10 protein-coding genes and 1 pseudogene are annotated in these 11917 nt (G+C 74.3%); 4 read left to right on the forward strand and 7 right to left on the reverse strand.

Annotated features, from left to right (window positions below; translation table 11 throughout):
• Positions 1-110 precede the first annotated feature (110 nt).
• The 3 genes from purM to G6R25_RS05465 form a co-directional block, all read right to left on the reverse strand.
• Complete coding sequence (gene purM / locus G6R25_RS05455) at positions 111-1295, reverse strand: phosphoribosylformylglycinamidine cyclo-ligase (RefSeq protein ID WP_163552113.1); 1185 nt, start codon at positions 1293-1295, stop codon at positions 111-113.
• Positions 1292-3025 carry an amidophosphoribosyltransferase gene (gene purF / locus G6R25_RS05460; RefSeq protein WP_136447344.1) on the reverse strand — a complete coding sequence of 578 codons (1734 nt, stop codon included), beginning with the start codon at positions 3023-3025 and terminating at the stop codon, positions 1292-1294. The genes purM and purF overlap by 4 nt, the downstream gene beginning before the upstream one ends.
• A gap of 215 nt (positions 3026-3240) precedes the next feature.
• The gene (locus G6R25_RS05465) at positions 3241-4059 is read right to left on the reverse strand and encodes a maleylpyruvate isomerase family mycothiol-dependent enzyme (RefSeq protein WP_163552114.1); all 819 of its coding nucleotides are present in this window, start codon (positions 4057-4059) and stop codon (positions 3241-3243) included.
• A 135-nt stretch (positions 4060-4194) separates the two neighbouring features.
• Here G6R25_RS05465 and G6R25_RS05470 point away from each other — a divergent pair, with 135 nt between their 5' ends.
• Positions 4195-7881: a sacsin N-terminal ATP-binding-like domain-containing protein gene (locus tag G6R25_RS05470; protein WP_163552115.1), complete on the forward strand. Its 3687-nt coding sequence runs from the start codon at positions 4195-4197 to the stop codon at positions 7879-7881.
• 15 nt (positions 7882-7896) lie between these two features.
• Here G6R25_RS05470 and G6R25_RS05475 read toward each other — a convergent pair whose 3' ends face one another.
• Positions 7897-8184 carry a DUF2530 domain-containing protein gene (locus tag G6R25_RS05475; RefSeq protein ID WP_136448674.1) on the reverse strand — a complete coding sequence of 96 codons (288 nt, stop codon included), beginning with the start codon at positions 8182-8184 and terminating at the stop codon, positions 7897-7899.
• A gap of 28 nt (positions 8185-8212) precedes the next feature.
• Positions 8213-8710, reverse strand: a complete 498-nt coding sequence (locus tag G6R25_RS05480; protein WP_163552116.1) for a hypothetical protein — start codon at positions 8708-8710, stop codon at positions 8213-8215.
• Between the two features lie 328 nt (positions 8711-9038).
• On the opposite strand from G6R25_RS05480, the gene G6R25_RS30130 reads away from it, so the two are divergent.
• Both G6R25_RS30130 and G6R25_RS05485 read left to right on the forward strand, forming a co-directional pair.
• Positions 9039-9119, forward strand: coding sequence for a putative leader peptide (locus G6R25_RS30130; RefSeq protein WP_419469306.1), 81 nt, complete (start codon positions 9039-9041; stop codon positions 9117-9119).
• Positions 9120-9459: 340 nt separating this feature from the next.
• Positions 9460-9945, forward strand: a complete 486-nt coding sequence (locus tag G6R25_RS05485) for a winged helix-turn-helix domain-containing protein (RefSeq protein WP_163552117.1) — start codon at positions 9460-9462, stop codon at positions 9943-9945.
• A gap of 10 nt (positions 9946-9955) precedes the next feature.
• On the opposite strand, the gene thpR is transcribed toward G6R25_RS05485, so the two are convergent.
• Both thpR and G6R25_RS05495 read right to left on the reverse strand, forming a co-directional pair.
• Positions 9956-10543, reverse strand: a complete 588-nt coding sequence (thpR, locus tag G6R25_RS05490; protein ID WP_163552119.1) for an RNA 2',3'-cyclic phosphodiesterase — start codon at positions 10541-10543, stop codon at positions 9956-9958.
• Positions 10544-10688: 145 nt separating this feature from the next.
• Positions 10689-10916, reverse strand: a complete 228-nt coding sequence (locus tag G6R25_RS05495) for a helix-turn-helix domain-containing protein (protein ID WP_419469305.1) — start codon at positions 10914-10916, stop codon at positions 10689-10691.
• A gap of 101 nt (positions 10917-11017) precedes the next feature.
• Here G6R25_RS05495 and G6R25_RS05500 point away from each other — a divergent pair.
• A pseudogene (locus tag G6R25_RS05500) lies at positions 11018-11876 on the forward strand (Gfo/Idh/MocA family oxidoreductase).
• The last annotated feature ends 41 nt before the right edge of the window (positions 11877-11917 follow it).

The following is an 11917-nucleotide window of genomic DNA, read 5'->3' on the forward strand; positions in this document are numbered from 1 at the left end:
TGCGGGGTCACGATGGTGACCGTGCCGCTCCTTGGTGTGCACCCGGCATCGACTGACGCGCTCGAGCGGGGCTCCAGCCGGGTTACCGGGGCCGCCCGCCTGCGATCAGCTCAGCCTGGGTGCCGCCCGACCAGCCGGGCCCGGGGGGCCGCGTCCGCCGACGGCTCGCCCACGCCGGGCTCACGGCCTGCCGGGGTCCCGCCGGGCGCAGCAGCGATCTTGCCGACGACCCACGAAGGAACCTCGCGCTCCGCGAGCAGCGCGAGCGCCTCGGGGACGACGCCGGCCGGCAGCACCGCGACCATGCCGATGCCCTGGTTGAAGGTGCTCTCCATGTCCGCCTGGGCCACCGCGCCGCGCTCGGCGAGCAGCCCGAAGATCTCAGGCACCGCCCAGGATGCCCGGTCGAGGGTGGCGACCAGACCGGCGGGGATGACGCGGGCGATGTTCGCGGCGAGGCCGCCCCCGGTGATGTGGGCGAAGGCATGCACCTCGACCGCCGCCGCCAGGGCCAGGCAGTCCCTCGCGTAGATGCGGGTCGGGGTGAGCAGGGACCCGCCGAGTGTGTCCCCCAGCGAGGGGACGTAGGCCCTCAGACCGGCCGCAGCGGTTTCGGGGACCCCACCTGGTTGGCCAGAATCAACAGGACCAAACAGGATATGCCGTACGAGCGAGAAGCCGTTGGAGTGGATGCCGGATGATGCCATCGCGACCACCACGTCCCCGGGCTGGACCCGCTCCGGCCCGAGCACGTCGTCGGCCTCCACGACCCCGACCCCCGTCGCGGCCAGGTCGTAGTCGTCGCTACCCATGAGTCCGGGATGCTCGGCAGTCTCGCCGCCGACCAGCGCCGCGCCGGCCTGCTCACACCCGGCCGCGATCCCGGAGACGATCTCCGCGATCCGCGCGGGCACCACGGCCCCGCAGGCGATGTAGTCGAGCAGGAAAAGCGGCTCGGCGCCACACACGACGAGGTCGTCGACCACCATGGCGACCAGATCGATGCCGACCGTGTCGTGCGTGTCGAGAGCGCGGGCAAGTGCGATCTTGGTGCCCACGCCGTCCGTGGACGAGGCGAGCAGCGGCCGCCGGTAGCGTGCCGTGTCCAGGGCGAACAGGCCGGCGAACCCGCCCAGCGAGCCGACCACCTCGGGCCGCGTGGCCCGCGCGACGTGCCCGCGCATCAGCTCGACGGCCCGGTCCCCCGCGGCCACGTCGACTCCCGCAGCATGGTACGAGGTGCCCGCCGACGTCGAGGTGCCGGCCCCGGCCGTGATCCGCTCGACGCCGCTCATGCCTGCCTCGCCCCGGCCGGCTCAGGGCGCTGCGCGCCATGGCGGTCCGCTGCCGGCGGCGGGTCCAGGCCAGGCCCGGGCACCAGCCCGTTCTTCCCTCGGGTCACCGGGTCGCCGCCCGCAGGCGGCGCGGGGTCGGCACCGCCGGCCAGGTCGACGTCGTCATGGTTGTCCGGGGACGGGTCGGCGCCGTTCATGCCGAGCGTCACCTCCCGGCGCATCGCCTCGGCGATCATGTCCGCGGTCGTCTGTGCACCGGCCGCCGGTTCCAGCCGGTGCTTGCCGAGCTTGGCGGACTCGGTCAGCGGCACCGGGTAGACGCCGTCGAAGCAGGCTCGGCACAGCGCCTGCGCCGGCTGATGGGACGCGGCGACCAGGCCCTCCAGCGAGACGTAGGCCAGCGAGTCCGCGCCGAGCGAGGCACGGATCTCCTCGACGCTGGCGTCGCTGGCGATGAGCTCGTCGCGGGTGGCGAAGTCGATGCCGTAGAAGCAGGGCCAGCGCACCGGAGGCGAGGAGATCCGGATGTGGACCTCGGCGGCGCCGGCCTCGCGCAGCATTCGGACCAGCGCCCGCTGGGTGTTCCCACGCACGATCGAATCGTCCACGACGACCAGGCGGCGGCCCTCGATGACGTCACGCAGCGGGTTCAGCTTGAGCCGGATCCCGCGCTGGCGGATCGTCTGCGACGGCTGGATGAAGGTGCGTCCCACGTAGGAATTCTTGACCAGCCCCTCCCCGAACGGGATGCCGGCCTGCTCCGCGTAGCCGACCGCGGCGGGCACCCCGGACTGCGGCACCGGGATGACGAGGTCCGCCTCCACGGGCGCCTCGCGGGCGAGCTGGCGGCCCACGTCGACCCGGGTGGCGTGCACCGAACGGCCGGCGATCGCCGTGTCCGGACGGGCGAGGTAGACGTACTCGAACAGACAGCCGTGCGGATTGGCTTCGGCGAAGGTGTGCGACTGCACCCCGGCGGCGTCGATGACGATCATCTCGCCGGGCTGGACCTCGCGGACGAAGGTCGCGCCGACGATGTCGAGAGCGGCCGTCTCACTGGCGACGATCCACGCCCCGTCCGGATGTTCGTCCAGGCGGCCGAGGACGAGGGGATGGATGCCGTGCGGATCGCGGGCCGCGTAGAGGGTCGAGGCGTCCGAGAAGACCAGCGAGAAGGCGCCGGCGAGCCGGGGCAGCACGGCCATCGCCGCGTCGGCGAGAGTGGGCCCGGCGTGGTCGGCGAGCATCGCGGTGATGAGGTCGGAGTCGGTGGTCGCGCGCAGCCGGTCACGCCCGGCACCGAGCCCCTGCGCGAGCTCGACGATGTTGGTGAGATTGCCGTTGTGGCCGAGCGCGATCGGGCCGCCAAAACGGGCCGTGCGATAGGACGGCTGGGCGTTCTCCCAGGTGGAGGATCCGGTCGTCGAGTACCGGGTGTGCCCCACCGCCACGTGGCCGCTCAGACTGGACAGGGTGATCTCGTCGAAGACCTGGGCGACGAGCCCGAGCTCCTTGAACACCACGACCGTCCGGCCGTCGCCGACCGCGATCCCGGCCGCCTCCTGACCGCGGTGCTGCAGGGCGTACAACCCGTAGTACGCAAGATTCGCCACGTCCTCACCGGGCGCCCAGACGCCGAAGACGCCGCAGGCATCCCGGGGACCGGGTTCGTCGGACAGCTCGGACTCCACTGCGGGGTTGGCGCCAAAGCGGGCGGCGACGTCTGGCACCAGGACTCCTTGGCTGGTCAGGGACACCGGAGAAATGCGGAGGGCTACGCGCGGGACTGCGTCCGCGCCGGCCCGTCCGCACTCGTCACGCGACGTACCGGACCGGCTTCGGCCACCGCCTCGCCCGGCAGCTACCTCTCTCCACGCTAGCAGCGACGGGCCACATCGTCCCTTGCCTCGGGTGCCGGCCCAATGCCCCGCGGCCGGCTCCGCCGTCACAACAGCGGCAGGTAACCGCTGAGATCAGCTCGCTCGCCGCTGGCGGAGATCCGCCCGTCGGCCACGGCGTCGCCCCAGGCCAGCCGTCCCGCGCAGAGCAGGACGAACGCGACCGGTCCAGCCTCGACCACGTTCGGCGGGGTGCCGCGCGTGTGCCGGGGCCCCTCGACGACCTGGACGGCGGCGAAGGGCGGCACCCGCAGTTCCACCGTGTGCCCGGGCACACGGTGGGCGAACAGCTCGGCGAACAGCTTCGCCGCCACCTTCAACGCCGGGCGCAGCGGCTCGACGCCGAGGTCGAGACCATGCACCACCGCCTCCACCGCCCGGGTACGCAGGAACTCGGTCAGCAGCATCGGGCCACCCGGGGTCGCGACCACCGGGTCGCCGTCGTCGGTGACCCGCGCCAGCGCGGCCGCCGCCGCCGACACCTCGGCGGCCAGCCGCTCGCGCAGGCCCGCCGGCCCGATAGCCGCCGCCAGGGCCCGGGCGGTGTCCGCGATCGACTCCGCCCGGGCCCCGGTGCCCGTGAGGTAGCCGGCCGCCGAGACCGCCCGCGGCACAGCGGGATGGGTCGGGTCGGTGGCGGGAAGCGATTCGGCGGGAGCCAGCGCCTGCGTCAGCGCGGTCGCGGACCAGCCGACATGCATGGCGAGGTCCCCAACCGTCCAGCCGGGCAGGGGGCTCGGCGCGGCGAGCCTGCCGGCCGGCAGCTCGCCCACGGCGTCGGCGACCCGCCCCCACTGGGGCACAACCGCGGCGACAAGCTCCGCAAGCGCTGCCGCGGCGTCCCGGCGGCGGATGCGGGAGGGCATCGCCCCATCCTGCCCGGTCGGCACCGACCCGATCGTGGCCGGCCCGATCGGGAGCCCGACCCGGCCACGGCGCCACCCACGATCCACACCAACCCGCTCCCGCCATAGGCGAGGCGGGAAGACGAGTATGGACGGGTGTCAGTGACCGCCGCACATGCTGCGGCAGACGTGTACGGGACCGCGGCGATCCAGCGGCGGGTGCTGGACGCCTGGGTCGCCTCGCCGGCCCGCTTCCGGGAGGACGCCAACGCGGAGGAGGACGCCGCCCTCGGCGCCTACCACGACCGCCTCGTCGTGGAACTGTTGCAGAACGCCGTCGACGCCGCGGGCGAGGCCGGCGTGCCGGCCCGGGTGCTCCTGCGGCTCAGCACCGACGCCACCATCCCGGATGCTGGGCCCGCCGGCCTGCTGGAGATCGCCAACACCGGGGCAGCGCTATCGGCGGCCGGCGTCGAGGCGCTGTCGACCCTGCGTGCCTCCACCAAACGCGACAGCGCCTCCGTCGGCCGCTTCGGCGCCGGATTCGCCGCCGTCCTCGCGGTGACGGACGAGCCGTCGATCGTCTCCCGCGTCGGCTCCGACCCGATACTGACCGGCGTGGCCTGGTCGAGAAGCCGCGTGATAGACGCAGTGACGGCCCTCACCATGCCCGCGGCCTCGCTGGACGGCGGTGACGTAACCAGCGGCGACGTAACGAATCGCGACGCAACGAATCCCGGGCCGTCCCTCGCTGCCCTCGAAACCGTCGACGGCCTCGGCATCGGCGGCCTCGGCGTCGCGGGCGTCGGCGTCGGCCAAGCGGCGCGCCTGGGCGAGGAACTCGCTCGGCGCGAGGGCGCGGTGCCGATCCTCCGGCTACCGTTCACGATCACCGCCGGGCCGCCCCCCGAGGGCTACGACACCGTGGTCCGACTCCCGCTGCGCGATGGCGCCGCGACGGCGCTCGCGCGCGAGTTGCTGGCCGGGCTCGATCCCACCCTGCCGCTGGTGCTCGGCGGCCCCGGCGAGATTGTCGTCGACGTGGACGGCGCTGTGCGGGCGATCACCTGCCGCTGGCTGCGGGGCGGCCCGGACGGCGGCCGAGGTGCGGCGCGGGCGAGCGGCACCGGACCGGCCGGCAGCCAGATCTGCGAACGCGTCGAGATAGCCGACCTGAACGGCGAGCGGTGGCGCGGGATCTCCCGCAGCGGCACGATTCCCGCCGCCCTGCTCGCCGACCGCCCGGTAGAGGAACGCGGACGAACCGGCTTCACGGCCCGGGTGATGGTCCCCGACGGCGGCTGGCCGAACGGCGTGGCCCGAGTGCTGCGGGCGCCGCAGCCCACCGACGAGCCCCTGTCGCTGCCGGTCCTGGCCAGCGTCGAGCTGCCGCTGGACCCGTCTCGGCGGCACACCGTCGGCGGCCCGCTGCGCGATCGACTGACCGACGAGCTCGCGGCGGCGGCCGTCGTCCTGGCCGAGTACCTCGGCACGGGGCTGGAGCCCGGCGACCTGGCGCAGGCCGGCGTCGTCCCCGGCGACCAGGCCGGACCGGGTGGGCCGCCCCCCGATCCGCTTGCCGCCCTGGCCTTGATCCCGACGGGGCTCGCCCTCGGCGAGGTCGACGGCCGGCTGCGGGAGTCCCTGCTGCGGCTGCTCCCGGAGTCGGCGCTGTTTCCCGGCGCCCTGCGCGGCCGGGACTGTTCGGTGGCCGACCTCGGTCCGGCCACCGACGCGGTGACCGAGCTGCTGCACATCCCCGGTCCACCGGCCGACACCGCCAGCCTGGCCGATCTGGCCGATCCAATCGTTGCGGATGGCGTCGATCCAGTGCCGGCGGTGGATGGGGCGAAGCTGGTGGCGGGCCTGCTCCCGGCGGCCTACGCCACCCGACGGTGGCGCACGGCGTTGGACCTGCTCGGCGTCCGACGAGTGGACAGCGCCGCGCTGGTCGAGCTGCTGGCCGGGGTCTCCCGGCCGCCGGACTGGTGGGGACGGCTCTACCCGCTGCTGGTCGGCGCGCCGGACCGGGACGCCCTGGGAGCACTGCCGGTGCCACTCGCCGAGATCGGCGCGGACGGGCCCGACGCGGCCGACCCACTCGCCGCCCCCACGCCCGCGGGCTCGACCGGCGGCGGCAGCCTGCGGACCCGCATGGTCACCGGGCCGCGCGGCACCCTGCTACCGACCGCCGAGCTGGACATCGTCGCCCTGGTGCGCTCGGGGCTGCCGCTGCGGGTGGTCCATCCCGATGCCTGCAGCACGGGCGGCGCCCGCGACGCGCTGCGGACCCTGGGTGCCCTGGAGGGCACGCCGGCCGGGGTGCTGCGCGACCCGGCCATACGCGAGGCGGTGCTCGACGCCGAGCCCGGCGACCATCCCGACGACCTGCTGGCGCTGGCCGCCGCCGTGCTCGCCCTGCTCCGGGACGCGGGCGAGGAGCGCCCGGCGGAGCTCGGCTGGCTTGAGGACCTGCTGCTGCCGTCCGCCGACGGCGAGTTCACCCCCGCCGGGGAGCTGCTCGTCGAGGGAGGTCCGCTGGACCGGGTGCTGGCCGAGGACGCACCGTTCTCGACGCTGGCACCCGAGGTCGCCCGGGCGTGGCCCGCGCAGGTGCTGGAACGGGTCGGCGTGCTGCACTCGTTCAGCGTGCTGCGCGCCTACGACCTGCCGCTTGACGCCGACGAGCAGATCCTGCTCGATCTCGACGACAGCGACACCTGGGTCGACGACGTCGCGGCCGACGATCATGGCGGCGCGCCGGGGGGCTCGGCAAATCTGCACCGCCCGCCGGCGGGGGGCCCGCCCGCGCCAGCCATGATCGGCGTTTTCGTCGCGGTTCGCGACCTCGAACTCGTCGACCCGGCGGCGTGGCCCGAGGCGCTCGCGGAGCTGGCCCGCCCGCCGCTGCGCGAGGCCGTGTTCGCCCCGGAGCCGTCGTATACCCGGTGGTGGCTGGCGCGGCACGCGGTGCTGCCGGTGGCGGGCACCGGCCGGGTGCTGCCGCCGGGCGAGCTGCTACTACCCGCGGCCGATCCGCTGCTCGCCGGCCTGTTCGCCCGCGGCGCCCCGCTGGCCGGCGTCGATGACGAGTTCCTGCGCCACCTCGGCGCACGGCTCACCCTCGACGACGTCCTCGGTGACCTCGGCGCGGTCATGGACCTGCTTGACCGGCTGGGCGACGCAGATCGGGACGTCCCCTGGCCGGCGGCGCGCACGCTCTACATCGCCGCGGTCGACGCCGTGGCCCGGGTACTCACGACACCGGACCGGTCCGCGCGCGACGAGCGGTTCGACCCGCCGCTGACCGTGCGGACGCCCGACGGGGTTGTGCCGAGCGGGCAGGCCGTCGTCGTCGACGCGCCCGACCTGCTGGGTCTGTTGGGCACCGACCGTGGCGCGCTGCGGCTGCCGCTGGACCGTGCGGCCGAGGTCGCCCACGTGCTCGGGGTTCCGCTGGCCGCCGAGATCGCGTCCTGCGAGATCGCATCCGATGGGTACCCGGCCGGGGAGGCCGCCACCGGGTCGGGCCCGGCCGGTGCGAGCGGCGCAAACGGCGCAAACGGCGAGACGCGGCGCGCGCCGGACGGCACGCCGTACCGTGTGCACCGCCCGCTGCTGGTTGAGGACCTGGCCGGTCGCCCGACGCGGGTGCCATGGCGGGTGCTCGGCGGGATCGGCGGCGAGGTGCACGTCGATGCCGACGCCGGCCCCGACGCGCTGGCCCGGGCGCTGGCATGGCGGGGTGGGCAGTGGGACCGGCGACACGCGCTCGCTGCGGAGCTGCGCGACCCGACGGGCGCGGCCTTCCGCGCGGCGGAGGACGACCTCGACGAGACCTGAGCCGACGGAAGTCGGCTACCCTTGCCCGGCCCGCAGCCGGTTGCGGCGGCGGATCACGATCCACAGCCCGGCGAGCCCGAGCCCGAAGCCGCAGATCGCAGTGGCCAGCCACCACAGGTGGCCGTCGTCACGCAGGTCGTCCAGGAACACCAGCTCGACCAGCGCGGCGACAGCCCACAGCACCGTGCCGACGGCGACGGAGACGACGCCGTCGTAGGGCAGTGGCTGGAGCGGCGGCGGACCGGTGGGGACCGGCCCGGCGGCGACGCCCGCGGCGGGGTCGCTGTTCGCTGACGTACTCATCCCGCCCGACGGTACCCGCCGCCCGGTATCAGTTGGACGAACCAGGTGTCGGCGCCCGGCTGAGGATCACTCCGCAGCCAGGGTGCGTGTGCGCCCGTGCCGCCGGGTCCTGCAGCAGGGCGATGAGCCGCGCGTAGGGCAGCAACTCGTGCAGCTGCCGCAGCGCCGTGAAGTCCACCAGGTGGTAGGGGGCGCTCACGCCGCGCAGGACGCCCGCGGGCGCCGGGTCCACGAGGGCCTCGAACCACGCCCGGCGACGCGGCGCGTCGAGGCCCCACGGCCCCGCGGAGCCTTCCGCCGGTTCATCGCCATCCTGCGCCACGGAGCCGGAACCGCCGGGCGAACCGAGAGCGATAGGCGAGCCGAGAATGATAGGTGAACCAAGAGTGATAGGCGGGGGGAGAACGGTAGGCGGCGTGAGAACGGTGGCGGGGAGAAAGACGGCCGGGCAGCGGCGCAGGCCGGCGAGAAGGATCTCCATACCCGCGTCCGGCGCACCGATCACGAGGAAATCAGGCAGGGCCATGAGATCTCCTGTTCCGGCCTCTTCGGCGTCTCCGACCAGCGGGTACCGAACGGTCCGTCAATATATTCCGGCTTTCCCACCGGAAAAATCGAGATCGTGCGATGGCCGGCGAGGCTTCGAAGATTCCGATGAAAAGCCTCGAATCGGATGGATGTGGACACGGGCCCGGCGGCCCCGAAACCCGTGCTAGCCCGCAGCCCGACCCGCGCGGACCCGGGGCCCAGCGCCTCCGCCGCCACTCATTCGACACTCTACATATCACTATGTGAAGCAAGTCACAGTTTCATTCTCTTGGCGGCGGCCGGAACAGTGTGCTTCCGTTGCTCTTGTGTTGAAGCGGCTGATGCTGGTCACCCGGAGCCATATTGATCTGCTCCGCGTCGCCTCTGCTGCCTGTCCGGCTACCTGACAGGCGGCCACCAGCCGCGCCACCCGCGCCTGCGCCTGCTGCGGACCGGCCGGGCCGCCACCCGGCTCCGGTCGCCGGCCGAGTGATGCTTGCCCCCGGCCTGCCGGGGCCCACCGCCGTCGCCACCGGATCACAATCGATCATGGTGCGGCACGTCGTCGCGGTGCCCGAGCGCTGTCCGGCCCCCTGACACCGCGCCCGCCGACCGGGACCGGTCCGCCGACACCACCCCGCTCAGGATTCCCGCCCCCGGCCCAGGGACCACCCGGCTCCAAGGCCCGCCCGGCCCAGCGCCCACAGCTCCCGGCGACCGGAAGAACCACTGACCGAAAGGCCAGCGATGCCCCCGCAGACGACCACTCTCCCGTACCGGCCGCGTCTGGTGACCACGCCGCAGCGCACTCCCGTCGGGACGGCGGCGACCCTCCCCCGCCAGCCACTGCCCGCGCCGGCCCACGCGCGGACGGCCCCAGCCCGGCCCGACCACCGCGCCACCGCGCAGATCCCGCCCCGTTCGGGGTTGTGGATCGACCGGACCGCCTGGCTCGCGACGGTGGACGGCCGCGCACTGCAGCTGACCTACCTCGAGTTCGAGGTGCTGGACTTCTTCGTCCACCACCCCGGGCAGGCGCACAGCCGCCAGGCCCTGCTGTCGTCGGTGTGGGGGCACCAGGCCGATGACGCGACGGCCCCGGACGTCCGCACAGTCGACGTCCTCGTGACCAGGCTGCGGCGCAAGCTCGGCCCCGAGCACCGGTACCGGATCGAGACGATCCGCCGGGTGGGCTACCGCTACCGCCCACTCGATCCGGCCATGGCGTCCTGACGGCGGCCGCTCACCGGCCGGTGCCGGTGAGCGGCCAGGAAGCCTGCTCGCGGTACATCGGAGGGGTGCCGGGGGCGCCGTCGACGCTGCTCATCAGGACGAGCCGGTCGACGGTCCACGGCAGCGGCTCCACGTCGGCCCGCAGCAGCTCGACGAGCAGGCCGAGCGCCCGGCGGCTCCGATCGGGCACCCGGGCGAGGGTCAGGTGCGCCCGCAGCGGCCGATCGTCCGCCCCGGCGGCGGCGCCGGCCCGCGCGGCCGCCCGCCGCACGCCGGTCGCGAGCCCTGCGAGCGCCCCGCCCGACACCGCCCCGCCCGACACCGCAGCGGACCCGGGCCGCACCGCCGTCCACAGCACCCGGTCACCGAAGTGCCCGCCGCCGACGGTCTCGACGGCGATCGGGCCGTGCCGCCGCGCCACCCGGGCGAGCCGGGTGTCGAGATCGGCCCGCCGCTCGTCCGGCACCGGGCCGAGGAAGGCGAGGGTGACGTGCCACCGCTCAGGCTCCGACCAGCGCAGGTCCGCAGCGGCCGCCCGGGCTCGGTGCACCGCGGTGCGCAGTGCGTCGGTGACCGCGGCCGGCGGCACGGCGGCCACGAACAGCCGCGCGGTCAGCTCCGTGCTCCCGGGTCGGCGTCGTCCACGGCGGCCGTGAGCTGCACGGCGTGCTCGCGCCGCCGCCGCCTGGGTCGCGGCGCGCACGACGGCACGGGACTGCGGCGTGAACCTCTCAAACACCGCCTTACCTCCCCTTTCCGAACCGGCGTCCGTACTTCTTGTGCGCGGCCTGCCGGCTCACGCCGAGCACATCGGCGATCTCCTGCCAGGACCAGCCCCGGTGCCGGGCACTGGCGACCTGGAATTCCTCGAGTGATTCCAACAGGGCTCGCAGCGAGGCGACGGCGGCGAGACCCACCCGTGGGTCATCGTCGGAGGCCGCCCCGGCGAGCTTCGTGGCGGTCATGTTCATGGGCGTCAACTTTAGTTGACGAGATAGGACGCTTTCCGCTCTCCGCGACAATCGGTGTCATCGCTGACCACCACCGCCGGACCGGGAGCACTATCAGAGCCGTGACGACGCTCCCCGAGCTGGTGCCACCGCGCGATCCGGCACTGTCCGCGAGCTGGCGGGAACTGCGGCGGCTCGTCCGGCGCCGTGAGCCCGACCTTCCGCTCGCGATGGCGCTGGTCACCGACAGCACGACAGCACGACAGCACGACAGCCAAAGTACTGCGCAACGCCGGGGTCGCGGTGGTCGGCCTGCTCGCCCCGGAGCCGCTGGAGTCGCTGGCCTGGGCGGCCGAGGCGGGGGTCCCCCGCGCCTACGCCGACCTGCTCGCCCTGCTCTCGGACGACATCGAGGCGGTCTGCGTGGAGATGCCGCCACCCGGCTCGGATATCGTCGCCCGGCGGGCGGCCGAGATCGGCCTGCATGTACTGCTCGCCGGTCCCGCCACCGCCGAGGCGGAAACGCTGCGGGCCGTCGCCGACCTGGCCGAGGAGGCCGACCTCGCCCACGTGGTGGCCCTGGATGGCCGGGCCTGGCCGGCGGCCACCCACGTAGCGGCCACGGTCCCCTCGCTGGGCCGGCTCACCCAGATGACCGTGGTCGGCGCGCCGACCGGGCCGACCGGGCGAGTCAAGATCATCGACCTCACGATGCGCTGGTGCGGGGAGTCCGGACGCATCGTCGTCCAGGGCCACCGCGTCCGCCGCCAGGACGACACCGGCGTGCACGACCTGCTGATGCCCACCCCGCCGACCGCCCGGCCCGGGCTGATGGAGGCCACCTACGACGTCGTGCGGGCCACCGAGCTGGACGACGCGCGGCTGGTCCGGGGCGCCACCTTCCACGACCTGCTCACCGCGAACCGGCTCATCGCCGCGGCCCGCACCTCCCACCAGCGCGGCGGTTGGATCGAGCTGTGACTGCCATGCCGTGACTGCTATGCCGTGACGGGCGAGCTGGG

This window comes from Candidatus Frankia alpina (assembly GCF_902806485.1).
Lineage (GTDB): Bacteria > Actinomycetota > Actinomycetes > Frankiales > Frankiaceae > Frankia > Frankia alpina.

Coding starts and splice junctions, on each gene's coding strand:
- purM (WP_163552113.1), bottom strand. CDS start 1,295: ATGAGCGGCGTCGAGCGGATCACGGCCGGGGCCGGCACCTCGACGTCG.
- G6R25_RS05465 (WP_163552114.1), bottom strand. CDS start 4,059: ATGCCCTCCCGCATCCGCCGCCGGGACGCCGCGGCAGCGCTTGCGGAG.
- G6R25_RS05475 (WP_136448674.1), bottom strand. CDS start 8,184: ATGAGTACGTCAGCGAACAGCGACCCCGCCGCGGGCGTCGCCGCCGGG.
- G6R25_RS05480 (WP_163552116.1), bottom strand. CDS start 8,710: ATGGCCCTGCCTGATTTCCTCGTGATCGGTGCGCCGGACGCGGGTATG.
- G6R25_RS05485 (WP_163552117.1), top strand. CDS start 9,460: ATGCCCCCGCAGACGACCACTCTCCCGTACCGGCCGCGTCTGGTGACC.
- G6R25_RS05495 (WP_419469305.1), bottom strand. CDS start 10,916: ATGAACATGACCGCCACGAAGCTCGCCGGGGCGGCCTCCGACGATGAC.